Below are 25,672 nucleotides of genomic sequence, written 5' to 3'. Positions count from 1 at the left end.
GAGTATAGACAGATCGACGATACTTTGTATAAATGCCTGAATTTCAGGTGGTTACTTAACGTCCGTTTCGCTCTGATTTACTAAAAGAGCTTCTGCGTCAGCTTCATTTAACTCTAACGCGTTACGTCCAGGTGGCGTAAGCAAGATTACTCACTTCTGAGTAGCGATTGTGTGATCTAAATCAAGTTTACGCAAAGCTGACACCTTTCAGCAGGCCATTCGAACGTTTAAGGGGGAGTGTTAAAAAATCTTTGTCATGAATAATGAGCGCATTAGCATAATTAGTACATATTAATAACATCGCTGAATGGATGAAATTAGGCGCAGATAAGAGGTGAACTATGCGGCTAAAAGGCGTATCTTCAGCGCGTTTTTATCATTAATGAATATTGACTTCATCCGGCTAACGTTTCGGAGCTAATCGTGATTCAAACGTTTTTTGATTTCCCTGTTTACTTTAAGTTTTTTATCGGACTCTTTGCATTGGTCAACCCGGTGGGAATTCTTCCTGTTTTCATTAGTATGACCAGTTACCAGACGGCAGTGGCGCGAAACAAAACCAACTTAACCGCCAATCTGTCGGTTGCCATCATATTGTGGATCTCTTTGTTTCTCGGTGATGGCATTTTGCAACTTTTCGGCATTTCCATTGATTCGTTCAGAATCGCCGGCGGGATCCTGGTGGTAACTATCGCAATGTCGATGATTAGCGGGAAACTGGGTGAAGATAAACAAAACAAGCAAGAAAAATCAGAGACGGCGATTCGTGAAAACGTTGGTGTGGTGCCGTTGGCATTACCGTTGATGGCTGGGCCTGGAGCAATTAGTTCGACGATCGTTTGGGGGACGCGCTACCACAGCGTGATGTACCTTTTAGGTTTCTTTATCGCCATTGCGTTGTTCGCGTTAAGCTGCTGGGGATTGTTCCGTATGGCTCCGTGGTTGGTGCGCGTATTAGGGCAAACCGGTATTAACGTGATTACCCGAATCATGGGGCTATTGTTAATGGCGCTTGGCATTGAATTTATTGTGACAGGAATAAAAGGTATTTTCCCCGGCTTGCTTAGCTAATCTTATGTTCATTGTTTTACAGGCGGCCCCGTAAGGGGCCGCCTTGTGTCATCTTACGTCACCTTTCTTACGTTGATAAGTATTCAGTGTCTAAATAACAAAGAATGCTACTATAACATTTCTTTATTTATCTTTTCTTTATCAACGCGTTAGCATTAATGCGCCGTCAGTAAAAAACGGTGTATCTGTTATTTTTGTCACATCATTCTCTGGGGCTTGATGAAGGATTATTGAAATGTTATTAGTTATTTCAGCATGCTCTTAGATGAATGTGCTAAATAATGTTCAATTGTTAAATTTGTGTGTGTTTGTAGGTGTAAGCCGGGACTCTGGCATACTAAAACCAGGGTTTTTGAATATCCGATTGATTTATAACAAAAATAATAAAAAAATTAGCATGGTGATGCCCTTTTTTAGGGGGCGGAATTTTTATTAAAAGAGAATTGCTTAACAAATTTGTAAAATCAATTGGCGGTTCAGAAACGCATTTGATACTTTCCAGCCAAACCTTTTTGCAGAAGATTGTGCATGATTGAGAACTATTTTCATCTGGCAGTTTGACAGAGATAGCGTGCGACGTGGACAGGTACGTTGCATACCGAATCGACGAAAGGCGATCGAATGAATCGTCAAAATAAATAAAGTCGGTGATAGCAAAAGCAGTGACAGACCTGGCAGCACAGCCTCCGGTGCCGTACAGGAACCCTGACGGGATTAAACAGGCTGGTAAAAACCAGTAATTATAATGAATGGAGTACAAACACAATGTCCAACATCACGAAAAAAAAGTTGATTGCAGCGGGAATACTCACTGCCCTCGTAGCCTCCAGCGCCGCGAATGCGGCAGACGTGCCGGCAGGGGTACAGTTAGCCGACAAGCAAACGCTGGTACGTAATAATGGTTCAGAAGTACAATCTCTCGATCCGCATAAAATTGAAGGTGTGCCTGAATCGAACGTTAACCGCGACCTCTTCGAAGGCTTATTAATTAGCGATGTGGAAGGGCATCCTTCGCCGGGCGTCGCGGAAAAATGGGAAAATAAAGACTTTAAAGTCTGGACGTTCCACCTGCGCAAAAACGCGAAATGGTCGGATGGTACGCCCGTCACCGCCAATGATTTCGTTTACAGCTGGCAGCGGTTGGCTGATCCTAATACGGCATCGCCATACGCCAGCTATCTGCAATACGGACATATCGCTAATATCGATGACATTATCGCTGGTAAAAAACCAGCAACCGATCTGGGGGTAAAAGCCCTTGACGATCACACTTTCCAGGTGACGTTGAGTGAGCCAGTCCCTTATTTTTACAAATTGTTGGTTCACCCTTCCGTTTCTCCCGTGCCGAAATCAGCAGTCGAAAAATTTGGCGATAAATGGACCCAACCGGCCAATATTATTACTAATGGCGCCTATAAATTAAAAAGCTGGGTAGTGAACGAGCGTATTGTGCTGGAGCGCAACCCGCAATACTGGGATAACGACAAAACCGTTATCAATCAGGTGACTTACCTGCCTATCTCTTCAGAAGTGACGGATGTGAACCGCTACCGTAGCGGCGAGATCGATATGACTTACAACAACATGCCGATCGAATTATTCCAGAAACTGAAAAAAGAGATCCCGAATGAAGTACGCGTGGACCCCTATTTGTGTACCTATTATTACGAAATTAACAATCAAAAAGCGCCGTTTAATGATGTTCGCGTACGTACGGCGCTGAAACTGGCGTTAGACCGCGACATTATTGTTAATAAAGTTAAGAATCAGGGCGATTTGCCCGCTTACAGCTACACGCCGCCGTATACTGATGGTGCAAAACTGGTAGAGCCAGAGTGGTTCAAGTGGTCACAGGAGAAACGTAATGAAGAAGCGAAGAAATTATTGGCTGAAGCTGGTTTTACGGCGGACAAGCCCTTAACATTTGACCTCTTGTATAATACCTCCGATTTGCACAAAAAACTGGCAATTGCCGTGGCGTCTATCTGGAAGAAAAATTTGGGCGCCAATGTGAAGCTGGAAAATCAGGAGTGGAAAACCTTCCTGGATACTCGTCATCAGGGTACCTTCGATGTCGCGAGAGCTGGGTGGTGCGCAGACTATAACGAACCCACTTCGTTCCTCAATACCATGTTGTCCGACAGTTCAAACAATACCGCGCATTATAAGAGTCCGGCTTTTGATAAGCTGATTGCCGACACGCTGAAGGTGACAGACGACGCACAGCGCAGCGAACTGTATGCTAAAGCGGAGCAGCAGTTAGATAAAGATTCTGCCATTGTGCCGGTGTATTACTACGTTAACGCGCGCCTGGTAAAACCCTGGGTAGGTGGTTATACCGGTAAAGACCCTCTGGATAATATCTATGTGAAAAACTTGTATATTATCAAACATTAATGGCAGGGCATGGGGCAACGGTGGTTGCCCCATCGTGTCTTTTCTCATCGCACTATAACTTTTCCTGCCGGGCTAAGTTTGTCACGCAGAAAAGTAAAGGCACACGCCAGAAGGTACGGGCAATGTTGAAATTTATTTTACGCCGCTGTCTGGAAGCGATTCCGACGTTATTTATTCTTATTACTATTTCCTTTTTTATGATGCGCCTTGCGCCGGGCAGCCCTTTTACCGGTGAACGCGCTTTGCCGCCGGAAGTGCTGGCCAATATTGAAGCAAAATATCATCTGAATGATCCCATCATGACACAGTACTTCAGCTATCTGAAGCAGCTGGCACATGGTGATTTTGGGCCATCGTTTAAATACAAAGATTACACGGTTAACGATCTGGTTGCTGCCAGCTTCCCGGTTTCGGCGAAACTTGGCGCGGCCGCCTTTTTACTGGCGGTCATTCTTGGCGTAAGCGCTGGAGTGATTGCCGCGTTGAAACAAAATACCCGCTGGGATTACACGGTCATGGGGTTTGCCATGACAGGCGTCGTTATCCCCAGCTTTGTGGTGGCACCATTACTGGTAATGATATTTGCGATAACGCTGCACTGGTTGCCCGGTGGTGGCTGGAATGGCGGAGCGCTGAAATTTATGATCCTACCGATGGTCGCGCTTTCGCTGGCTTATATCGCCAGCATCGCTCGTATTACGCGCGGCTCAATGATTGAAGTTCTGCATTCGAATTTTATTCGTACCGCACGGGCGAAAGGATTGCCGATGCGTAGAATCATCTTCCGCCATGCGTTAAAACCTGCGTTGCTGCCGGTTTTATCGTATATGGGACCCGCGTTTGTCGGCATCATTACTGGCTCAATGGTGATTGAAACTATTTATGGTTTGCCGGGTATTGGGCAACTTTTCGTCAACGGCGCGCTAAACCGCGATTATTCGCTGGTGTTAAGTCTGACCATTTTAGTGGGGGCGCTGACCATTTTGTTTAACGCCATTGTCGATGTGCTTTATGCCGTTATCGATCCGAAAATTCGTTACTGATACTGGAGCTCGCGATGATGTTAAGTAAGAAAAACAGCGAGACGCTGGAAAATTTCAGTGAAAAGCTGGAAGTTGAGGGCCGTAGCCTTTGGCAGGATGCCCGTCGACGCTTTATGCATAACGGTGCGGCGGTAACCAGTCTCATTGTCCTGATCCTGATTGCCTTATTCGTGACGGTGGCACCTATGCTGTCGCAATTCACCTATTTCGATACGGACTGGGGCATGATGTCCAGCGCGCCGGATATGGCTTCCGGTCACTATTTCGGCACAGACTCTTCCGGGCGCGATCTGTTGGTGCGTGTCGCTATCGGTGGGCGTATCTCGCTAATGGTTGGTATCGCCGCCGCGCTGGTGGCGGTCATTGTCGGAACGCTGTATGGCTCGTTATCCGGGTATCTGGGCGGCAAAATTGATTCCGTGATGATGCGTCTGCTGGAGATCCTCAACTCTTTCCCATTTATGTTCTTTGTGATTTTGCTGGTGACGTTCTTTGGACAGAACATTCTGTTGATTTTCGTTGCCATCGGCATGGTCTCCTGGCTTGATATGGCACGTATCGTGCGTGGGCAAACCTTAAGTCTCAAGCGTAAAGAGTTCATTGAAGCCGCGCAGGTTGGCGGAGTATCGACCGCCAGCATCGTGATTCGCCATATAGTGCCTAATGTCCTGGGTGTGGTGGTGGTGTATGCCTCGTTACTGGTGCCCAGCATGATTCTGTTTGAGTCTTTCCTCAGTTTCCTGGGACTAGGGACACAAGAACCGTTAAGCAGTTGGGGAGCGTTGTTAAGTGATGGCGCAAACTCAATGGAAGTCTCACCGTGGCTGCTGCTGTTTCCGGCTGGCTTTCTTGTGGTGACGTTATTCTGTTTTAACTTTATTGGCGATGGCCTGCGTGATGCCCTCGACCCGAAAGATCGTTAAGGAGTACGGCCATGAGCTTATCAGAAATCGCAAATGTCACCCAAGTGACGCAACAGGCGAAAGTCCTGTTGGAGGTAAACGATCTTCGCGTTACGTTCACCACGCCTGATGGCGATGTAACGGCAGTCAATGATCTGAACTTTACGCTTCACGCTGGAGAAACGTTAGGTATTGTTGGCGAGTCTGGATCGGGAAAGTCGCAAACCGCGTTCGCATTAATGGGATTGTTGGCGACGAATGGCCGAATCGACGGTTCTGCGACCTTCAACGGACGCGAAATTCTTAATCTGCCGGAGCGCGAACTAAATACGCTGCGCGCGGAGCAGATTTCAATGATTTTCCAGGACCCGATGACTTCGCTAAATCCCTATATGCGCGTTGGGGAGCAGCTAATGGAAGTCCTGATGCTGCATAAAGGTATGAGTAAAGCGGAAGCCTTTGAAGAGTCTGTCAGAATGCTGGATGCAGTAAAAATGCCGGAAGCGCGCAAACGTATGAAAATGTACCCGCATGAATTTTCCGGCGGAATGCGCCAACGTGTGATGATTGCGATGGCGTTGTTGTGCAGACCGAAATTGCTTATTGCCGATGAGCCTACCACCGCGCTTGATGTTACTGTGCAAGCGCAGATCATGACGTTGCTTAATGAACTGAAGCGCGAATTTAATACCGCCATCATTATGATCACTCATGATCTGGGTGTGGTAGCGGGTATTTGCGATAAAGTCCTGGTGATGTATGCGGGGCGAACGATGGAATACGGGAGGGCGCGCGATGTCTTTTATCAGCCCGTTCATCCGTATTCGATAGGCCTGCTTAATGCGGTGCCGCGTCTGGATAGCGAGGGGGAGGAAATGTTGACGATTCCGGGTAATCCTCCCAACTTATTGCGTTTGCCTAAAGGCTGTCCTTTCCAGCCGCGTTGTCCTTATGCGATGGAAATTTGCAATAATGCGCCGCCACTTGACGCGTTTAGTCCTGGCCGCCTGCGCGCCTGTTTTAAACCGGTAGAGGAACTGTTATGAATGCCATGATGGAACAACGTAAAGTCCTCCTTGAAATTGCCGATCTTAAAGTTCATTTCGATATCAAAGAAGGGAAGCAGTGGTTCTGGCAGCCGGCGAAAACCCTGAAAGCAGTAGATGGCGTTACGTTGCGCCTGTACGAAGGCGAAACTCTGGGTGTCGTTGGCGAATCCGGCTGTGGTAAGTCGACGTTTGCACGTGCGATTATTGGTCTGGTAAAAGCGACAGACGGTAAGGTTGCCTGGTTAGGAAAAGATCTGCTGGGCATGAAACCGGATGAGTGGCGCGAGGTACGCAGTGATATCCAGATGATTTTCCAGGACCCGTTGGCGTCACTCAACCCGCGCATGACAATTGGCGATATCATTGCCGAACCTTTGCGTACTTACCATCCTGAGCTGCCGCGACAGGAAGTGCGCGACCGCGTAAAAACAATGATGTTAAAAGTAGGGCTGCTGCCGAATTTGATCAACCGTTATCCGCATGAATTTTCCGGCGGGCAGTGCCAGCGCATCGGTATCGCCCGGGCCTTGATCCTTGAGCCGAAACTCATTATTTGCGATGAGCCGGTGTCGGCGCTGGACGTTTCTATCCAGGCGCAAGTGGTGAATTTGCTCCAGCAATTACAGCGCGAGATGGGGCTGTCGTTGATTTTTATTGCGCATGATCTGGCGGTTGTAAAGCATATATCCGATCGTGTCCTGGTGATGTATCTCGGCCACGCGGTAGAGTTGGGCACTTATGATGAGGTGTATCACAATCCGCTGCATCCTTATACCAAAGCGTTGATGTCGGCGGTACCCATTCCCGATCCCGATCTGGAGCGGAATAAAACCATCCAGTTACTGGAAGGCGAGCTGCCTTCGCCTATTAATCCTCCTTCTGGCTGCGTGTTCCGTACGCGCTGTCCTATTGCCGGGCCGGAATGCGCGCAAACGAGACCGGTCCTGGAAGGGAGTTTTCGCCATGCCGTTTCCTGCCTTAAAGTAGACCCGTTATAATCGCAAGGGCTGACAATTCGTCAGCCCTTCTTTTAGGTGAGGTTACCGTGTCACTTTCTTTGTCGTCGGTTCGCCGCCGTCTTTATCATAATCTGTTTGATCTGACAACGCGCTCAGGTCGCCGCTTTGAAGGACTATGCGCGCTGTTTGCGCTGCTTAGTGTGCTGGTTATCTTTGTTGAATCAGGCGTAGGAACAGAATATCACCTGACCTTTGATGAATGGCATATTTTTGTCTGGCTGGAGCTGGCTATCACGTTAATATTTACCGGTGAATACTTGCTAAGGCTGTTTAGCTGGCCTGAGCCGGCAAAATACGTTTTTAGTTTCTGGGGTTTTATTGATTTGGTGACGATTCTGCCGCTGTACGTCATGTGGTTGTGGCCGGAAATCAGCCTGAACTATATGTTTGCCTGGCGTGCTATGCGGGCGGTTCGCGTAATGCGCATTCTTAAACTACTACGCTTTATGCCATCCCTGCGGATATTCTGGAGCGCTATTATTAGCGCGCGTCATCAGCTTATTTTGTTCTATTCCTTTATCGCGATCGTCATGATTATTTTTGGTGCTCTGATGTATCTTATTGAAGGACCTAAGTATGGCTTCACGACGCTTAATGCCTCGGTATACTGGGCAATAGTCACGGTTACGACTGTGGGGTATGGCGATATTACGCCGCATACGCCGTTGGGACGTATTGTCGCATCGGTGCTGATTTTGATTGGCTATTCGGTCATTGCGATTCCAACTGGGCTCATTACCACCCACATGAGCAGCGCGTTTCAGAAACGCCACTGGCAGCGAAAATGTCCGCAGTGCCAGCAAAGTCAACATGAACACAGCGCGCAATATTGCAATCGATGCGGTAGTAAGTTACCGGATTAATCACATTTGCCGGAGGGCATTGTCCAACGCCATCCGGCCTGCAAGCGCTTATTCGCGCCAGAGAATATGGCATAGCTTGTGACTTTTTTCCCGGCATAGCAGAACGCGGGCGAAAATATCGTTAATTTCGCCATCTTCGCTATCCGCCAGACCAATGACGACCTCGGCAAAAAAGTCTGGATTGAGGTCAAAATCAACGTGCTCTTGCCAGTCTTCTGAAGGATCAAATAACTCTGCGCCGCCGCGCTCTTCGAACTGCAAATTGAACAGAATAATATCGGCCGGATCGAGATTGTCCGCCGCCAGCTCAAGAAAAATATCGTAAGCCTGCTCAAGCGTTTCGTCTTCAGTCAGGCGATTGTTCAGATCCATTTCCATAGTGACTACCTGTTTACGTATGTTGGCCACGTTTTACAGCAATGGACTAAAGAAGTAAAACAATCGCTCGGTGATTCGCTGCCATAACGGACGTTTTACCCATAAACGCGCATCTAAAAGACGGGAGCGCGAAATATAATCGTCCTGTACCGCAGCCAGATCGGCGCCGAAACCCGAATCATCAATAACCAACGTAATCTCAAAATTAAGCCACAGACTTCGCATGTCGAGATTAACAGTACCCACCAGACTTAGTTCGCCATCGACCAGAACGCTTTTGGTATGCAATAGTCCGCCTTCGAACTGGTAAATTTTCACGCCCGCCGCCAGTAACTCGCTGAAAAAGGCCCGGCTGGCCCAGCCGACGAGCAGTGAGTCATTTTTACGGGGCAGAATAATGCTCACGTCCACGCCACGTTGTGCGGCGGTACAAATAGCATGCAGGAGATCGTCGCTGGGCACGAAGTAGGGCGTGGTCATAATTAAATATTCACGCGCAGCATAAGTGGCGGTGAGTAACGCCTGGTGAATAAGGTCTTCCGGAAAGCCAGGGCCGGAAGCAATCGTATGAATGGTATGGCCGCTGGCCTGCTCAAACGGCATAATATTCACGTCCGGCGGCGGAGGCAAAATACGTTTACCCGTCTCGATCTCCCAGTCACAGGAGTAGACAATGCCCATAGCGGTCGCCACCGGCCCCTCCATACGCGCCATTAAATCGACCCATTGCCCGACGCCAGCATCTTGTTTGAAAAAACGTGGGTCTACCATATTCATACTGCCGGTATAAGCGATGTAATTGTCAATCATCACCATTTTACGGTGCTGGCGAAGGTCCATACGGCGTAAAAAGACACGCATCAGATTCACCTTCAGCGCTTCTACGACTTCAATTCCCGCGTTACGCATCATGGCTGCCCAGGGGCTACGGAAAAAGGCGACGCTACCTGCAGAGTCCAGCATGAGCCGGCAGTGAATGCCGCGGCGGGCGGCGGCCATTAACGATTCTGCGACCTGATCCGCCATGCCGCCAGGCTGCCAGATGTAAAACACCATCTCAATATTATGCCGCGCCAGTTGAATATCACGGATAAGCGCCTGCATGACATCATCAGAGTCGGTCAGCAATTGCAGCTGGTTGCCTTTTACACCTGCAATGCCCTGACGTCGTTCGCATAGCTTAAATAATGACGATGCGACGCTACTGTTTTCTTCCGCAAAAATATGCTTGCAGGCCTTGAGATCGTTCAACCATTTGGCGGTCGATGGCCACATGGCGCGGGCACGCTCGGCGCGGCGTTTGCCTAAATGCAATTCGCCGACGGATAAATAGGCGATGATCCCGACCAGCGGAAGTATATAGATGATTAACAACCAGGCCATTGCGGAGGGAACTGCGCGCCGTTTCATTAGAATACGTAATGTGACGCCGGCAATGAGAACCCAGTATCCCAAAATGACCAGCCAACTCACCACAGTGTAGAAGGTTGTCATAACTTTAAAAATCCTTTAGAAAGCGTGTTGTTAAGAGTTTACGCGTCAGGATTCACATGGCAAATAAAAACACGGGAAAAGCGCTGGTCTGCATCCTCCAGGGGGGTATAATGGCGCTTCTGTTACTGTAAGAGTCGTAAACATGAAGCGTAGTAGAACGGAAGTGGGGCGTTGGCGGATGCTACGTCAGGCTGGCCGCCGTAAAGCGCGTTGGCTTGAAGGGCAATCACGCCGTAATATGCGTATCCATACCATCAGGAAGTGCATTTTTAATCGTCAGCGTAATTCATTACTCTTTGCGATTCACGGTGTGTAAGCCTGTAAGGGCACCGTATGCGGTGCCCAACAGCCTATCCTTTTTAAAAGATCTTCTTATACGGTTTAACCGATACCTGCGCATAGACGCCCGCAGCAACGTACGGATCCGCGTCAGCCCAGGATTGCGCCGCTTCTAAAGATTCAAACTCAGCGATGACCGTTGACCCGGTAAATCCTGCTACTCCGGGATCGTTGCTATCCACCGCGGGCATCGGCCCGGCAGTTAATAATCGTCCTTCATCATGGAGAAGTTGCAGGCGCGCCAAATGTGCAGGCCGTACCGAAAGACGTTTTTCAAGCGAGTTGGCATTATCCTGAGCGTAAATGACATACAGCACGGGTGGAGCTCCTTAATCGGTAAAAGTCGCTGATTACGTTATTGGAAAGGACATTTGACTGCAATGTAAAGATAGCGACTTTGTTAAACAGGCACATTTTGTATGGTGTTGTTGTGCTATATCATCTTTTAGATACCGCAATCGGCAATGCCTTATTGAATATGATTGCTATTTGCATTTAAAATTCAGTTCTGGTTTTTCAACTGAAACGATTATGACTTCAATGACCCTTGATTTACCTCGTCGCTTTCCCTGGCCGACGTTACTTTCTGTAGGCATTCACGGTGCTATAGTGGCAGGATTGCTTTATACCTCGGTACATCAGGTTATTGAATTGCCTGCGCCAGCGCAGCCGATCACGGTAACAATGGTTTCGCCCGCCGATCTGGAGCCGCCTCAGGCGGTTCAGCCACCACCGGTGCCAGTGGTAGAACCGGTTCCTGAGCCAGAGCCTGTTCCGGAACCACCTAAAGAAGCGCCCGTGGTGATTGAGAAACCCAAACCTAAGCCAAAACCCAGACCGAAACCGAAGCCAGAACCGGTAAAAAAGGTTGAAGAGCAGCCGAAACGTGAAATTAAACCGACGCCGCCGCGTCCTGCCTCACCGTTTGAAAATAGCGCCCCGGCGCGGCCAACAAGCAACACAGCGTCGGCGACCAGCAAGCCTGCAGTGAGCGTGCCCACTGGACCTCGCGCTCTGAGCCGTAACCAGCCTCAGTATCCGGCGCGAGCACAGGCGTTACGTATTGAAGGCCGCGTAAAGGTGAAGTTTGATGTGACGCCTGAGGGGCGAGTGGATAATGTACAGATCCTGTCTGCGCAGCCCGCCAATATGTTTGAACGTGAAGTTAAAAACGCGATGCGCAGATGGCGCTACGAGGCAGGTAAACCGGGCTCCGGGCTGGTGGTAAATATTATTTTCCGCCTGAACGGTACAGCGCAGATTGAGTAATTCTGGCACCGCCAGCGGGGGTAGTCATCACCTGCTGGCGGCACAAGCGCTTTGGGAGCCGCGCGCTTATTCCTGAACCGGGAGCGGACGAGGTTTGCCAGCCGGATCAACAGCCACATAAATAAACAGCGCCTCGGTGGCTTTATAGCGCTGTCCAATGGGTTCAGATGCGACCTTTTTCACCCAGACTTCAATATTGATGCTAATAGACGTCGTGCCGCGTTTAACGCAGCGCGCATAGCAGCATACGACATCGCCGACTGCAACGGGACGCAGAAACGTCATTCCTTCCACGCGTACGGTTACAACGCGACCGTGCGCGATCTCTTTAGCCAGTATTGCGCCGCCAATATCCATTTGCGACATCAACCAGCCGCCAAAAATATCACCGTTAGCATTAGTATCGGCTGGCATGGCCAGTGTACGTAAAACCAGCTCACCCTGAGGGGTACTATCCATAATTGTCATTGTAAAACCGACTATCAAAAAAATTACAGCCGCGATGCTACTATGAATTTTGTGTGGAGAATAGTGGCAATAAACGTAGAGAAGGGGGAGCGCAGGGTATAAAGGCAAAGAAAATATCGCCAGACGTTCGCGATCTGGCGATAGGTCGCGGGAGGATTACGATTTATCTTCCTGTGGCAGATGTCGGTAGATATAGACGCCGCTCAGCAGGGTAAAAATAAGTGTCAACGCCGTGAGGCCGAAGACCTTAAAGTTAACCCAGATATTTTGCGGCAACCAGAAGGCGATATAAATGTTGGCCAGGCCGCATACGATAAAAAACAGCGCCCATGCCAGGTTGAGCTTTGACCAGACTGGCTGCGGCAACGCCAGCTCTTTACCCAACATACGCTGGATTAACGGCTTTTTCATCACCCACTGGCTGATGAGCAACGCGCCGGCAAAGAGCGCATAAATAACCGTCACCTTCCATTTAATAAACTCATCGTTATGGAAGAAGAGAGTCAACCCGCCAAAGACGGCAACCAGAACAAACGTAATCAGCGCCATCTTCTCTATTTTTCGATAGCGCACCCAGCTATAAATGAGCACGATTGCCGTCGCGACAATCAGCGCGGAGGTCGCCGCATAGATATCATAGAGTTTATAAAACGCAAAAAAGACAACCAGCGGTAAAAAATCCAGAAACTGCTTCATTCTTCGATTCCATCATCAACGAGCGTCGAATGCGCCGTTAAACGGCGCATTGCGGATTATTGGCGAATCAACATATACAGGCGGAATAAATAGATAAGCAATACTGCGGAAATCAGATTGCTTAACGTATTCGCCAGTACAGCGCCTACATTTGGGGTCAGTACAGCAAAGCTGGGCGCGAACAGCAACAACAATGTCTTTGCCAGTAACCAGCCTATCACCGCAGGCGCTACCAGTCTCATGTTAGCCCAGGCCAGACGCATACTGTTGCGCATGGCGGTAAATACGCCCATTTTCTCTTCAACCAACATCACTGGTGCAAGCGCCAGCACAATGGCCATGATAATCCCCGGTACGACAATGAGCATTATACCGATTTGCACTAACAGAGTTGTCAGAAAAATGAGAATAAACAGTTTAGGCAAGACAGGCGCGCTGGCACCAATAGCGCGTAGTGCGCTCACCCGATGCCCCGCAGAAACCAACTGAATCATCAGGATAATGCCGCCAGCCAGGATAGCGTTACCGATAAGCCCGGAAAACGTTGAGGCGGCGGATGCCCGCAACAGAATCTGCTGCTGCTCCGGCGTCATGTTTTGCACCAGCTCAAACAGACCCGCGCTACCTGCCAAATGCTCTCCTTCACTGAGTTGTGCGATTTGTGCATCGCTGGGCGAAAAGGCATGACCCAGGATCACCGTGATGAATGCACATAACAACGAAACCAGCAAGATAGTAATAAATTGATTTCGGAAAAAATTTCCGGCGTCACGGTAAACGGACTTCGCCGTGATAGACATGCACTCTCCTTGAGTTTTGCAGGTGTTAATTTGCGGGCAATTGTACCCTGGATAACTCGGCAGTGGCAGCATCAGCGGATGTATGGAAAAGCATATCTTTGTAAAGCGGTGGTAATCCGTATCGCGCGCGCGCGATTACAGGCCTCATTCACTTCGCCACCTTCGCCTGACATTGAAAATTCGCGGCAGGTAGAAGGGCGATTTTCATAAATGGCGCAACTGACGCTTTCGCCCGGCGTGCCAAGAAGTGCTTTACAGTGCGGCTGCTTCTGATTGGTGCCGGCCATACAACGCAGGAAGGGGGTAACGGGTTCGGTTAATGACGCCGGGACACGACCATCGGCGTCATCGCCTTCAGCCCAATAAAAAGAGACACGAAAATAGGCACAACAGGCACCGCATGTCATGCATGGGTTAGGAGCGCTCATGATTCACCTGCAACAGACTAACGTATCAATACAAACTACAAAAATTAACGTGTTCCGCAGTGCTTGTGAATCTCAACGCCACGCGGCATTGCGGGACATTCTCTACCTTAGCTAGCCTTTTTCGCCTGGGCAAGAGGAGCAGGCAAATATTTGCGTAGTGTGAATATGTCAAAATTGATCTGAATTACTATAACCAGGATTTTCAATGCAAGTTCTAAATTAATCTGGATCAATAAATGTTAAATTATAAGAACAAATGTGATCTGTGTTAGATCACTTATTACTTCATTGTGGGTATATTCATCACGCTTTTATAACCATAACGATGGAGCGAGTATGAAAAAATTCACAGTGGCGGCGCTGGCATTAACAACTCTTCTCTCAGGCGGCGCATATGCGCATGAAGCCGGAGAATTCTTTATGCGTGCAGGTCCGGCAACCGTCAGGCCTACAGAAGGGGCTGGGGGAACGCTGGGCCATTTAAACGGCTTTGATGTCAGTAATAATACGCAACTTGGCCTGACATTCACTTACATGGCGACGGACAATATCGGGGTTGAATTGCTGGCGGCGACGCCGTTCCGTCATAAGGTGGGTACGGGCGCGACGGGCGATATCGCCACGGTTCATTTGCTACCGCCAACCTTAATGGCGCAGTGGTATTTCGGCGATGCCAGCAGCAAAGTGCGACCTTATGTTGGTGTAGGGGTTAACTATACGACCTTCTTCGACAACGATTTTAACGATAATGGTAAGAAGACCGGACTGTCGGATCTGAGCTTTAAAGACTCATGGGGCGCAGCAGGACAAGTTGGGGTGGATTACCTGATTAATCGCGACTGGTTAATTGGTGCCTCTGTCTGGTATATGGATATTGATACTACCGCGAACTATAAAATGGGTGGCGTTCAGCAGCACGACAGCGTGCGTCTTGACCCATGGGTCTTTATGTTCTCGGCAGGTTACCGTTTTTGATAATCATGTCACGGTGACGAAAAAAGACCCCGCCAGGCGGGGTCAAAAAGGACATGACACACGGATTTTACTTGTCGGTACTCACTTATCTTCTTTAGGCTCGCCACAACCCAGTTCTGCGCCAGTGAGAGGATCCACTGTGGGGTCGGATTTTGTTCTTTCAGCCATTGCCTTGAGTAACGCGAGTTGTTCACGCGGTAGCTTCACGGTCGCCAGACCATCGCCACCATCAACGGCGGGCATTGGCTCGGCCACGTAATTGAAATTCTCATCGCTATTCCAGCTGCCTCGCGGATCGTCGCCCTGCGACATGTTGTAGTACACGTCGGTATACTGTTCTACCGGTGGCAATTTACCCGGCGGGAAATTGTTACGAATTGAGTACAGCGCCTTTTCAAATGAAAGTTGGTGCGCGACTTCACGAGTCATCAGGAAACTCAGCGTATCTTTTACGCCAGGATCGTCTGTCAGGTTAATCAGGCGTTCGTAAATAATCTTCGCTCGCGCTTCAGCGGCGATGTTTGAGCGTAGATCGGCTGTTACTTCACCGATAGTGTCTATATAAGCAGCGGTCCATGGCACGCCGCCGGAGTTTGTGAGAGCAGGACCACCACCGTACAGCAGCGAGGTGACATGACTATCGTTACCATTCTGCGTCAGCGAACGATATAATTCCGCTTCACTTTCGGTTCCTTCCGCCAACGCTCCCTTAGCGCCTTTATTAAGCATCCCTACCAGCGAACCGATAATTTCCAGATGGCTTAGTTCTTCGGTCGCGATGTCCATTAACATCTCTCTGCGGCCCGCGTCATCATCGCCTAAACCTTGGGTAAAGTAGCGACATGCCGCCGCCAGTTCGCCCTGTGGTCCGCCAAACTGTTCCAGCAACAGGTTCGCTAATCCAGGGTTAGGCTCGCTCACCCGCACTGTATATTGAAGTTGTTTTACGTGTCTAAACATATTGCCTCCCGCTTATTATTTATTTTTTGGCTTCAACGCCATCTGCTTCAGATCGCAGTAAAAACTGTTCCGTAGTTTGCGGAATATGTTTAATAAGCCAGTCAGCCATTTGCATTTCTTCTTTCAGAATGGCTTCAATCGTTGGGATTGAGGCCGTATCGCCAGCTTTTTTTGCCGCTGCCAGCAGGGAGGTATAACACGCAATTTCGAATTGTTCGAAAACGTAGCCACTAATTGAGCCTTTGACAATTTCATCTGAAGGGAACATTCCACCGATAGATTGTCCCATGGCCGCCATTTTACTCATAGAGTCTTTCAGAACGGAGCGGGAAATGCCATTACGGTCAAGCACTTCTTCCAGCATTGTAATTTGGTGCTTGGTTTCGCTAATATGCTGTTCAATTCTGGCTTTAACGTCAGGATAGTTTTCGATACGGCTGGCCATAGATTCAAGCATCGATTCTGCCTGTTTTTCCATGGCGTGAGCATCGCGAAGCCAGTCATGATAATGTTCGGTATAATTCATTTTAAATTCCTCAATGCGAGATAATCCGGTCCGATAATTTAATCGGGATCATGCAAGCTGATAATCAATAATGTTATTTAGATTTACGCTCAGCACCTTTATTAACATTGCTGACCGCTAAATCGGTAAGTTTTAAATCGGTTTGTTTTTCCTCGTCGAGGGTTTCTTTGAGCAATTTTAATGCCTTAGTATAGCCAAGTTGCTCGGCCAGCGTAGCTAGCGTGCCGTAACTGGCGATTTCATAGTGCTCGACTTTTTGCGCCGCGGCGATAAGTGCTGCATCGCGTACTTCGTTTTTCTCAGTACTTTCGATAACTTCATTGGCCTCTTCAATCAGCCCTTCCATCGCAACACATTTCATTCTTTTCAGTTTTATGCCAGCATCAGATTCCACGATCTGATCAATACGTTCAATCTGACCCTGAGTTTCTTCAAGGTGAGATTGAAAGGCCTGGCTTAATTTTTCATTGGAGGCAGATCTGGCAAGTTTAGAGAGCGCCTTAGTTAATTGTTTTTCTGCACTATAGGTATCTGAAAGTAGATGGATAAAAAGGTCTTCAACGGTTTTAATATTCATAAATATTTTTCTCCTGGGCAAAATACTGCGAGCCGCTAGACTCGCAGATTGCTTCATAAAATCACGTGATATATTTATGTTACAGTAAATCAGGAATTATCGGATTTACGTCCGCCGTGACTATTCTGGCCACCTTTCTTACCGGCTTCAGAAGCTCGTTGCGGATCGTTTTTGAAATTCCCACCGCTATGTTGACCACCTTTGCGGCCTGCTTCAGATGCTTTTTCACGATTCTCGGCGAAATTTCCTGAACCACCACGATGTTCGGCCATATTATTTCTCCTGTCTCGTTGATTACTGAAAAATTCGGTTTTTAACCGTGTCGACACCCTATTAAAATTAGTTGGTTAAGCCGATTAGTCAAATCGAAGGAATTAATTGTCGCTGACAGAGCAAATAACGCCAGAAAAATCGGTTTGGGATAATATATTCTATATTTCCTTTCAGAATAAGAGACTTAAATAAAAATACCAAACATTGCTATTAATAACCTAAGTAACAATGTAAGGTTGCAAAAACATTAACGTATCGTTTATTGACGTTTCTTTACATAAATAAAGGAAAAATTGACGTGAAAACGATAATTTCACCCGCGTGATTAGGAGTTTTCTTAGCAAGTGTTGTCTTTCAGTATTCCTGAAAACAGGGTGGGGATATCATCAGAAACATTGATGGTTTATGTTCAAAGCGTTACAGGAATGAGAGGGGCCGTCAGCATCATGCCGACGGCTTTATCAAATTATGCGCGGCTGGCGGCTTTCATCGCACAGACAAAAGCCCTGAGTTCCGCCAGCATCTGGTCTGGATGACAGTGGTTTTTCTCAATAATGTTGACAATCGCCGAACCGGAGATCGCGCCAGCCGCACCAGCATGAACGGCAGCGGTCACTTGTTCCGGCGAGGAGATACCAAACCCCTGCAAAGCAGGCGCGGCATTATATTCTTTAAGTTTCCTGACCAGATGGTGTAGTGGCAATCCGCCACGATTTTCCGCACCGGTAACGCCCGCCCGGGAAAGCAGGTAAGTATAGCCACGGCCATAAGAAGCGACCTGGCGCAGAAGATCGTCATCCGCATTTGGCGGGCAGATGAAAATCGGCGCGATATTATGTCGTAGCGCCGCCTGACGGAAGGGGGCAGACTCTTCAACCGGGACATCCGCGACCAGCACGGAATCCACGCCGACTTTTTTACAACGGGCATAGAATTCATCAATGCCGTCATTAAATACCAGGTTGGCATACATCAGCAGGCCAATCGGAATAGACGGGTATTTTTCACGGATCAGCGCCAGCATTTCGAAACACTGGGCAGGCGTGATCCCAGCGGCGAAGGCGCGTAAGTTCGCATTCTGGATGGTAGGGCCGTCAGCAAGCGGATCGGAGAAGGGAACGCCTAACTCCAGAGCATCGGCGCCGGCTTCAATCAACGTATCAATAATGTGCAGCGATTGTTCTATGCCCGGGTCGCCCAGGGTGACGAAGGGGACAAAGGCGCCTTCCCGGCGTTCGTTGAGCTGCGCAAATAAATTTTCATAACGTCCCATCAGATTTCCCCTCGCGCTTTCAAAATATCATGTACGGTAAAGATGTCTTTATCGCCGCGGCCAGAGAGATTGACCACCAGCAGTTGCTCTTTTTCCGGGTGTTCGCGCATCATTTTCAACGCGTGCGCCAGAGCGTGGGAGGATTCCAGCGCCGGGATAATCCCTTCCTTGCGGCACAGTGTCTTGAAGGCTTCCAGCGCTTCGTCATCAGTAATGGAGACGTAATCCGCGCGTCCAATGCTGTTCAGGTGCGCATGTTGCGGCCCAACGGACGGAAAATCCAGCCCGGCGGAAATAGAATAAGATTCTTCAATTTGTCCGTCAGCCGTTTGCATCATTGGCGCTTTCATGCCGAAATAGATCCCGGTACGACCATGTTTAAGCGGGGCGCCATGCTCTCCTGTTTCAATACCGTGACCGCCAGGTTCAACACCAATAAGCCCGACGCTGGCGTCATTAATAAAATCGGCAAACATCCCGATAGCGTTTGACCCACCGCCGACGCAGGCGATAACGGCATCAGGCAGACGCCCCTCTTTGTCGAGAATTTGCGCTTTCGTCTCTTCGCCGATCATGCGCTGAAACTCGCGAACAATAGTCGGATAGGGATGCGGGCCTGCTGCCGTACCGAGCATATAGTGCGCGGTTTCATAGCTGCCGGACCAGTCGCGTAGCGCCTCGTTACAGGCGTCTTTGAGTGTGGATGAACCGCTATGAACGGGGATCACATCTGCACCCATCAGACGCATACGGAAGACGTTTGGCGACTGGCGCTCAACGTCTTTGGCGCCCATATAGATACGGCATTTCAGCCCCAGCAGCGCGCTGGCGAGCGCGGAGGCTACGCCGTGCTGGCCAGCGCCAGTTTCCGCAATAATTTCGGTTTTACCCATTCGCTTAGCCAACAGTGCCTGACCCAGAACCTGGTTAGTTTTATGCGCGCCGCCGTGCAGTAAATCTTCGCGTTTCAGATATAACGTGGTACGCGTACCGGCGGTGATGTTCTGGCATTTGGTCAGAGCGGTAGGGCGTCCCGCATAGTTTTTCAGTAGATCGGCGAATTGCGCCTGAAACTCAGGATCTTTTTGCGCGCTGACGAAGGCCTCTTCAAGCTGGCGTAGCGCGGGCATCAGGATCTGCGGCACGTACATGCCGCCGAATTCACCAAAATAGGGATTGAGAAGTGTTGTCATGTTTTTTCCTTAGTATGCGCGCAGTGTCTGGAAAACCGAGGCCAGAAGACGAGCATCTTTGATGCCCGGCTGTGACTCGACGCCAGAATTAAAATCGAGACCAGTACAACCGGCTTGCGCCGCCTGTACACAGTTATCTGCTGCCAGCCCGCCAGCCAGCAGCACATTATCCAGCGATTGTCCCTGTAGCAGCGACCAGTCGAACCGTTGCCCGCTGCCGCCCTGGCCATTGTCGAAAATGTATTTATCGACATGGTGATAATCGCGTGCGGGAAGCGTGTCGCTAACGCTCAGTGCTTTCCAGATTTGCACATTTTGCGGCAATGCAGCGCGCAGCGCGGTGATATACGCCTGGTCTTCGCTACCGTGTAGTTGTACAGCAGAAAGCGACAGGGTCGAGGCTTTATGGCAAACGTCGGCGATATCCGCGTTCTGAAAAACGCCGACGTACTGCAGCGGCGCAGCGGCAATCACCTCCCGCGCCTGGTCGATATTCACTACGCGAGGCGAGGCGGGAGCGAAAATCAGTCCACCATAAACGGCCCCCGATGCGTAGGCGGCCTTGGCGTCCTGGGCGCGGGTCAAGCCACAGACTTTATTCTCACCAAGCAGCACACGTCGAACGGCGGCGTTAAGATCGTTATGCGCCATTAATGCCGAGCCAATTAAAAAACCATTGGCGAAGTGGCTCAATTCGCGCACCTGCCTGTAAGTGTTAATTCCGGACTCGCTGATAACAGTCACGCCGTGGCCAAGTCCTGGCGCCAACTGGCGAGTGCGATTCAAATCAATCGACAAATCACGCAGATCGCGATTGTTGATGCCTACTACTTTCGCGCCTAACGCCATCGCACGCTCGCGTTCTTCGTCATTACTGACCTCTGTGAGCACGCCCATTTTCAGGCTGTGTGCGACAGCGGCGAGTTGACGGTATTGCTCATCATCCAATACTGACAGCATCAGTAAGCACGCATCAGCCTGATAGTAACGAGCAAGGTAAATCTGGTAAGGGTCGATAATAAAATCTTTACACAGAATCGGCTGTGGCGCGTTTTGGCTGACGATCGACAGAAAATCAAAACTTCCCTGGAAATATTTTTCGTCGGTGAGAACGGAAATCGCCGAGGCGTAATGTTTATAAATACCTGCAATACGCGCGGGATCGAAATCATCGCGTATCACGCCTTTTGATGGCGAGGCTTTCTTACATTCCAGGATGAAGGCGGTACGCGCGCCCTGTAATGCAGCATAAAAATGGCGCGTACTTGGCTGGATCTCATTTTGAAAACTGGCCAGCGGCTGTTGCTGCTTACGGGCTTCTACCCAAATCGCCTTATCAGCGACGATTTTCGCTAAAACGGTTTGCATTATTTACCCTCTTGCCGCCAGTGCGGTGACTTTGTCATAAGCGATGCCATTGCGCAGAACATCGAGTACGGTTTGCGCGTTGTTTTTGAGATCTTCCTGACCATGCAACCGCATTAACATCGCCACGTTAGCGGCAACAGCGGCCTCATGCGCGGCATCGCCTTTACCTTGTAATAACCGCGTCAGAATGTCACGGTTTTCTTCCGGCGTACCGCCGGCCAATTGTTCCTGATGGTAAGGCGTCAGGCCAAAATCCTCCGCGGTAAGTTGATAGCTTTTAATTTCGTTGTTATGCAGTTCTGCGACAATTGTCGGCGCATGGAGCGATACTTCATCCATGCCGCCGCTATGTACCACCGCCGCACGCTGATAGCCCAACACTCGTAAGGTTTCCGCAATGGGCAGCACCAGCTCAGGGCTGTAAACGCCAATTAACGCCAGCGGCGGATGCGCCGGGTTGATCAGAGGGCCGAGTACGTTGAACAACGTCCGGGTTTTTAACTGCTGGCGAACCGGCATCGCGTGACGGAATCCAGTGTGGTATTTCGGTGCGAACAGAAAACATACGCCCAGCTCATCTAAGGCCTGGCGAGATTTATCGGCATTCATATCCAGATTAATGCCGAATGCTGCCAACAGGTCGGATGATCCCGATTTGCTGGACACGCTGCGGTTACCGTGTTTCGCCACTTTTAGTCCGCAGGCCGCCGCAACAAAGGCGCTGGCGGTGGAAATATTGATACTGTTGCTGCCGTCGCCCCCGGTACCGACGATATCCGCAAACAGATAGTCCGGGCGTGGGAATGGGGCGGCATTTTCCAGCAGCGCGGTAGCGGCGCCGGCAATTTCATGAGGGTGTTCGCCGCGAATCTTCATACTCACCAGCGCGGCGGCCAATTGTTCTGGTTTAAGTTCGCCGCGGACGACCGCTGAAAACAGTTGATGGCTCTCCTGCTGGGTCAGGGTTTGCGCCTGATAGAGTTTTTCCAGGACCGGTTGTAGAGTATTTGTCGGTTCCAGCTTTTGCTGCGCCCAGGCTAATGTTTGCTCCAGTAGACGCGCGCCCTGTGTTGTCAGGATAGATTCCGGATGGAACTGAAACCCGCAGACGCGATCCACATCGTGACGTACCGCCATCACCATGCCGTTGAAATGGGCGTTAATGGTCAGCCCGGCGGGAATATTACTGCCGACCAGTGAATGATAACGTGCGACTGGCAATGGATTCGCCAGCCCGGCGAACATCGCCTGACCGTCATGTTCAATACTGGATGCTTTGCCATGGAGGATTTCTCCCGCCTGGCCGACATAACCGCCATAAGCTTCGACAATGGCCTGATGCCCCAGACAAATGCCAATGATCGGTAACTTGCCGCGCAGTCGGGTAAGCAACTCCGGCATACAGCCCGCCTCGCTGGGAGCGCCTGGGCCGGGAGAAAGCATTAGCACCGGGTTTTTCATCGTCGTCAGGCGATCGATAAGCGTTTGCGCCGGGATATGATTACGATAAATCACCACGTTGTGGCCGTTGGCCCGTAGCTGATCTGCCAGGTTCCAGGTAAACGAGTCGATGTTATCGAGCAGCAGAATATCAGCCATCAGAAGGTCTCCTGTGCATGATGCGCGGTGGCGATAGCACGCAGTACAGCGCGTGCTTTATTGCGGGTCTCATCGGCTTCAGATTGCGCAACGGAATCCAGCACAATTCCGGCGCCAGCCTGTACAGTAGCAATTCCGTTTTCCACCAGCGCGGAACGGATAACAATGCAGGTATCCAGATCGCCGTGGGCAGTAAAATAACCCACCGCGCCACCATAACTGCCGCGCCGCTGTCCTTCCGCCTCGGCAATCAGCTGCATGGCGCGTACTTTCGGTGCACCGCTCAGGGTCCCCATGTTCATGCAGGCGCGGTACGCGTGCAGCGCATCAAGATCGTGACGCAGTTCGCCCACGACCCGAGAAACCAGATGCATCACGTACGAATAGCGGTCAACTTTTGTCAGATCGGCAACGTAGCGACTGCCCGGCGTACAGATGCGCGCCAGATCGTTGCGCGCCAGATCAACCAGCATCAGATGCTCGGAAAGCTCTTTATGGTCGGTCCGCATATCGAGTTCTATGCGGCTATCAAGGTCTTTGTCCAGCGAACCATCAGCGCGGCGACCACGTGGTCGGGTACCCGCAATGGGGTAAATCTCAATCTGGCGGCTGGTGGCGTCATATTTCAGCGAGCTTTCCGGCGATGCGCCGAAGAGGGTGAAACTCTCATCCTGCATAAAGAACATATACGGGCTTGGATTGCTCTTTTTCAGCACATAATAAGCGGCCAGCGGTGACGGGCAGGGCATTGAAAAGCGGCGCGACGGTACTACCTGAAAGATTTCGCCTGCGCGAATCGCTTTTTGCAACTGGCGTACCACCACACCGAACGCGTCATCGCTCTGATTGCATTCGCAGCGCATGTCCGGCACTGGCGTTACCGGCAACGGCGGCGCGGGCTGCGTTAATTGTTGACTAAGATGCGTCAGACGGGCGTTCAGGCGTTGTTTTTCTCCGTCATTCGCGGTAAACAAACTGGCCTGAATACGGGTACTTTTTTTCTGGTGATCTATCACCATTAACGTTTCTGCCAGATAGAAGCAGTAGTCCGGGCAGTTATTGCCCGCCTCAAGTAGGGGAAGGGCTTCAAAGCCGGCTACCAGGTCATAGGCAAACAGCCCCCCAAAGAACATGGCTTCCCGCTCTTGTGCCGGTACGTTTACCAGGCTCTGCAACAGACGGAATGCATCAAATACCGACAGGGAACATAAGCGGGCATCTTCATCTAATAAAGGGCTGACGGGCGGAAAGCGCAGGAGACGTCCGGCAGGCAGCGATTCATTTTCTACCCCAGCCGGCAGGACGGCATCCAGTAATGGCAATAAAGCAGCGCCATTATCAGACAAGGCCTGAATAGTGACCGTGTCGCCTAAGGCGGTGATGCGCAGCGCGCTATCTACCAGCAACAGGCTTTTCAAATCGTCTTTACTATCGATATCCGCGGATTCCAGCAGCAGCGTGGCCGGGCGATCGCCGCAAACCTGGTGAAAAAGCGCCGTCGGATTTTCCCGGTAAACGGCGTCGCAGGTTAATAGTTCAAGCGTTGGTTTTGATGTTTGCATTGTTGTTCTCATTAATTTTGTTCAAAAAAAAGCCCGCTTGACAGGCGGGCCGGGTATCTTTTTGGCTTATTACAGCTGTTATACACCGCCCGACATCAGGAAGTGCGCCACCAGCCGTGCAGTACAAATGTTGTTGTCATTTTAGATACCCTTTGCAAGTGAACTTTCGTACTAGTTAACTGGTTCGGTGGGGTAATGTCAATACCTATTTCAGTATATTTGCCGGAACCGTTATGATGTATACGACATACCTTTATCTCTATGGGAGCCGCCTTGAGCGACACGAATTACGCAGTGATTTACGATCTGCACAGTCATACCACGGCGTCCGATGGACTGTTGACGCCAGAAACATTAGTACACCGTGCGGTAGAGATGCGAGTCGGCACGCTGGCGATTACCGATCATGACACCACTGCCGCGATTCCTGCGGCAAGAGAAGAAATTTCACGCGCCGGACTGGCTCTGAATCTTGTTCCCGGTGTGGAGATTTCAACGGTCTGGGAAAATCATGAGATCCACATTGTGGGTCTGAATATTGATACTGCGCATCCGGCGATGTGCGATTTTCTGGCGCAGCAGACACAACGGCGTCAGACACGCGGGCGGCTCATTGCCGAACGTCTGGAAAAAGCCCATATTCCTGGCGCCTGGGAAGGGGCATTGAAGATGGCGAATGGCGGCGCGGTGACGCGCGGTCATTTTGCCCGTTTTCTGGTGGAGTGTGGCAAAGCGGCGACGATGGCGGAGGTATTTAAAAAGTATCTCGCACGTGGGAAAACCGGTTACGTTCCGCCGCAGTGGTGTACAATAGAACAAGCTATTGATGTCATTCATCATTCTGGCGGTAAGGCCGTATTAGCCCATCCGGGGCGTTACGATCTTAGCGCTAAGTGGCTGAAAAGATTAGTTGCGCATTTTGCCAACCATCACGGCGACGCGATGGAAGTGGCGCAGTGCCAGCAATCGCCCAATGAACGTACCCAACTGGCGACACTTGCGCGCCAGCATCATTTATGGGCATCGCTTGGATCTGATTTTCATCAGCCCTGTCCGTGGATTGAACTGGGACGTAAGCTCTGGCTGCCCGCAGGTGTTGAGGGCGTATGGCAGACATGGGAACAGCCGCAAATATCACAGTGAGGGAAGT

The 25,672-nt window shown here is 50.1% G+C and carries 27 protein-coding genes, 1 pseudogene and 1 other annotated feature; of the genes and pseudogenes, 11 read left to right on the top strand and 17 right to left on the bottom strand.

What is annotated here, in order from left to right; all coding sequences use genetic code 11:
- Positions 1 to 423 precede the first annotated feature (423 nt).
- The 7 genes from SBG_RS08255 to SBG_RS08225 all read left to right on the top strand — a co-directional run bounded on the left by SBG_RS08255 (position 424) and on the right by SBG_RS08225 (position 8,344).
- Entirely contained in the window at positions 424 to 1,071 is a 648-nt protein-coding gene (locus SBG_RS08255; RefSeq protein WP_000616561.1) for a YchE family NAAT transporter, read from the top strand.
- Positions 1,072 to 1,836: 765 nt separating this feature from the next.
- Positions 1,837 to 3,468: an oligopeptide ABC transporter substrate-binding protein OppA gene (oppA, locus tag SBG_RS08250; RefSeq protein ID WP_000065807.1), complete on the top strand. Its 1,632-nt coding sequence runs from the start codon at positions 1,837 to 1,839 to the stop codon at positions 3,466 to 3,468.
- 122 nt (positions 3,469 to 3,590) lie between these two features.
- On the top strand, positions 3,591 to 4,511 hold the full coding sequence (gene oppB / locus SBG_RS08245) for an oligopeptide ABC transporter permease OppB (protein ID WP_000911098.1): 921 nt from the start codon (positions 3,591 to 3,593) through the stop codon (positions 4,509 to 4,511).
- Between the two features lie 14 nt (positions 4,512 to 4,525).
- A complete protein-coding gene (gene oppC, locus SBG_RS08240; RefSeq protein ID WP_000979651.1) occupies positions 4,526 to 5,434 on the top strand; it encodes an oligopeptide ABC transporter permease OppC in 909 nt (302 codons plus the stop codon).
- Between the two features lie 11 nt (positions 5,435 to 5,445).
- Positions 5,446 to 6,459, top strand: coding sequence for an ABC transporter ATP-binding protein (oppD, locus tag SBG_RS08235; RefSeq protein ID WP_000058828.1), 1,014 nt, complete (start codon positions 5,446 to 5,448; stop codon positions 6,457 to 6,459).
- Positions 6,456 to 7,460: a murein tripeptide/oligopeptide ABC transporter ATP-binding protein OppF gene (gene oppF / locus SBG_RS08230; RefSeq protein ID WP_000993205.1), complete on the top strand. Its 1,005-nt coding sequence runs from the start codon at positions 6,456 to 6,458 to the stop codon at positions 7,458 to 7,460. The genes oppD and oppF overlap by 4 nt, the downstream gene beginning before the upstream one ends.
- 47 nt (positions 7,461 to 7,507) lie before the next feature.
- Positions 7,508 to 8,344, top strand: coding sequence for an ion transporter (locus SBG_RS08225; RefSeq protein ID WP_000059070.1), 837 nt, complete (start codon positions 7,508 to 7,510; stop codon positions 8,342 to 8,344).
- 48 nt (positions 8,345 to 8,392) lie between these two features.
- Here the strand turns inward: SBG_RS08225 and SBG_RS08220 are convergent, their stop codons facing one another.
- Positions 8,393 to 8,722, bottom strand: coding sequence for an HI1450 family dsDNA-mimic protein (locus tag SBG_RS08220; protein ID WP_000425072.1), 330 nt, complete (start codon positions 8,720 to 8,722; stop codon positions 8,393 to 8,395).
- 33 nt (positions 8,723 to 8,755) lie between these two features.
- A complete protein-coding gene (gene cls, locus SBG_RS08215; RefSeq protein WP_000206882.1) occupies positions 8,756 to 10,216 on the bottom strand; it encodes a cardiolipin synthase in 1,461 nt (486 codons plus the stop codon).
- A 142-nt stretch (positions 10,217 to 10,358) separates the two neighbouring features.
- On the opposite strand from cls, the gene SBG_RS21645 reads away from it, so the two are divergent.
- Complete coding sequence (locus SBG_RS21645; RefSeq protein WP_023180195.1) at positions 10,359 to 10,532, top strand: YciY family protein; 174 nt, start codon at positions 10,359 to 10,361, stop codon at positions 10,530 to 10,532.
- A 43-nt stretch (positions 10,533 to 10,575) separates the two neighbouring features.
- Here the strand turns inward: SBG_RS21645 and SBG_RS08210 are convergent, their stop codons facing one another.
- On the bottom strand, positions 10,576 to 10,872 hold the full coding sequence (locus SBG_RS08210; RefSeq protein ID WP_000967605.1) for a YciI family protein: 297 nt from the start codon (positions 10,870 to 10,872) through the stop codon (positions 10,576 to 10,578).
- A gap of 223 nt (positions 10,873 to 11,095) precedes the next feature.
- Between SBG_RS08210 and tonB the strand changes: the two genes are divergently transcribed.
- Positions 11,096 to 11,824: a TonB system transport protein TonB gene (tonB, locus tag SBG_RS08205; RefSeq protein WP_015702903.1), complete on the top strand. Its 729-nt coding sequence runs from the start codon at positions 11,096 to 11,098 to the stop codon at positions 11,822 to 11,824.
- Positions 11,825 to 11,890: 66 nt separating this feature from the next.
- Here the strand turns inward: tonB and yciA are convergent, their stop codons facing one another.
- The 4 genes and pseudogenes from yciA to SBG_RS08185 form a co-directional block, all read right to left on the bottom strand.
- Positions 11,891 to 12,292, bottom strand: coding sequence for an acyl-CoA thioester hydrolase YciA (gene yciA, locus SBG_RS08200; protein WP_000154299.1), 402 nt, complete (start codon positions 12,290 to 12,292; stop codon positions 11,891 to 11,893).
- Positions 12,293 to 12,448: 156 nt separating this feature from the next.
- Positions 12,449 to 12,988 carry a septation protein A gene (locus SBG_RS08195; RefSeq protein ID WP_000808680.1) on the bottom strand — a complete coding sequence of 180 codons (540 nt, stop codon included), beginning with the start codon at positions 12,986 to 12,988 and terminating at the stop codon, positions 12,449 to 12,451.
- A 56-nt stretch (positions 12,989 to 13,044) separates the two neighbouring features.
- Positions 13,045 to 13,788, bottom strand: coding sequence for a YciC family protein (locus SBG_RS08190; RefSeq protein WP_000028504.1), 744 nt, complete (start codon positions 13,786 to 13,788; stop codon positions 13,045 to 13,047).
- Between the two features lie 25 nt (positions 13,789 to 13,813).
- Positions 13,814 to 14,216 (bottom strand): annotated as a pseudogene (locus SBG_RS08185) (YkgJ family cysteine cluster protein).
- A gap of 336 nt (positions 14,217 to 14,552) precedes the next feature.
- Here SBG_RS08185 and ompW point away from each other — a divergent pair.
- On the top strand, positions 14,553 to 15,191 hold the full coding sequence (gene ompW / locus SBG_RS08180) for an outer membrane protein OmpW (protein ID WP_000714794.1): 639 nt from the start codon (positions 14,553 to 14,555) through the stop codon (positions 15,189 to 15,191).
- 81 nt (positions 15,192 to 15,272) lie between these two features.
- On the opposite strand, the gene SBG_RS08175 is transcribed toward ompW, so the two are convergent.
- The 10 genes from SBG_RS08175 to trpL all read right to left on the bottom strand — a co-directional run bounded on the left by SBG_RS08175 (position 15,273) and on the right by trpL (position 24,662).
- Positions 15,273 to 16,151 carry a manganese catalase family protein gene (locus tag SBG_RS08175; protein ID WP_000488344.1) on the bottom strand — a complete coding sequence of 293 codons (879 nt, stop codon included), beginning with the start codon at positions 16,149 to 16,151 and terminating at the stop codon, positions 15,273 to 15,275.
- Positions 16,152 to 16,170: 19 nt separating this feature from the next.
- A complete protein-coding gene (locus tag SBG_RS08170) occupies positions 16,171 to 16,677 on the bottom strand; it encodes a ferritin-like domain-containing protein (RefSeq protein WP_001109980.1) in 507 nt (168 codons plus the stop codon).
- A gap of 73 nt (positions 16,678 to 16,750) precedes the next feature.
- Positions 16,751 to 17,254, bottom strand: a complete 504-nt coding sequence (locus SBG_RS08165) for a YciE/YciF ferroxidase family protein (RefSeq protein ID WP_001022830.1) — start codon at positions 17,252 to 17,254, stop codon at positions 16,751 to 16,753.
- An 89-nt stretch (positions 17,255 to 17,343) separates the two neighbouring features.
- A complete protein-coding gene (locus tag SBG_RS08160) occupies positions 17,344 to 17,526 on the bottom strand; it encodes a con-10 family general stress protein (protein WP_000807657.1) in 183 nt (60 codons plus the stop codon).
- A gap of 467 nt (positions 17,527 to 17,993) precedes the next feature.
- Positions 17,994 to 18,800 carry a tryptophan synthase subunit alpha gene (gene trpA, locus SBG_RS08155; protein WP_000534141.1) on the bottom strand — a complete coding sequence of 269 codons (807 nt, stop codon included), beginning with the start codon at positions 18,798 to 18,800 and terminating at the stop codon, positions 17,994 to 17,996.
- Entirely contained in the window at positions 18,800 to 19,993 is a 1,194-nt protein-coding gene (trpB, locus tag SBG_RS08150) for a tryptophan synthase subunit beta (RefSeq protein ID WP_000209496.1), read from the bottom strand. The genes trpA and trpB overlap by 1 nt, the downstream gene beginning before the upstream one ends.
- A gap of 9 nt (positions 19,994 to 20,002) precedes the next feature.
- Complete coding sequence (gene trpCF, locus SBG_RS08145; protein ID WP_001195269.1) at positions 20,003 to 21,361, bottom strand: bifunctional indole-3-glycerol-phosphate synthase TrpC/phosphoribosylanthranilate isomerase TrpF; 1,359 nt, start codon at positions 21,359 to 21,361, stop codon at positions 20,003 to 20,005.
- Positions 21,362 to 21,364: 3 nt separating this feature from the next.
- On the bottom strand, positions 21,365 to 22,960 hold the full coding sequence (gene trpD, locus SBG_RS08140) for a bifunctional anthranilate synthase glutamate amidotransferase component TrpG/anthranilate phosphoribosyltransferase TrpD (protein WP_000763475.1): 1,596 nt from the start codon (positions 22,958 to 22,960) through the stop codon (positions 21,365 to 21,367).
- Positions 22,960 to 24,522 carry an anthranilate synthase component I gene (gene trpE, locus SBG_RS08135; protein WP_001194975.1) on the bottom strand — a complete coding sequence of 521 codons (1,563 nt, stop codon included), beginning with the start codon at positions 24,520 to 24,522 and terminating at the stop codon, positions 22,960 to 22,962. Before trpE ends, trpD begins: the two co-directional genes overlap by 1 nt.
- A gap of 23 nt (positions 24,523 to 24,545) precedes the next feature.
- Positions 24,546 to 24,641 (bottom strand) — a sequence feature (Trp leader region).
- Positions 24,618 to 24,662 (bottom strand): trp operon leader peptide, encoded by a 45-nt coding sequence (gene trpL / locus SBG_RS23455; RefSeq protein ID WP_138993462.1) that lies wholly within the window; start codon positions 24,660 to 24,662, stop codon positions 24,618 to 24,620. It overlaps the preceding feature by 24 nt.
- Positions 24,663 to 24,783: 121 nt before the next feature.
- Between trpL and rnm the strand changes: the two genes are divergently transcribed.
- Entirely contained in the window at positions 24,784 to 25,665 is an 882-nt protein-coding gene (gene rnm, locus SBG_RS08130; RefSeq protein WP_000500429.1) for an RNase RNM, read from the top strand.
- Positions 25,666 to 25,672: the final 7 nt, after the last annotated feature.

The organism is Salmonella bongori NCTC 12419, from assembly GCF_000252995.1.
GTDB classification, from domain to species: Bacteria; Pseudomonadota; Gammaproteobacteria; order Enterobacterales; family Enterobacteriaceae; genus Salmonella; species Salmonella bongori.
Note: the sequence above shows the minus strand (reverse complement) of the source record. Positions and strands in the feature narration are given on the sequence as shown.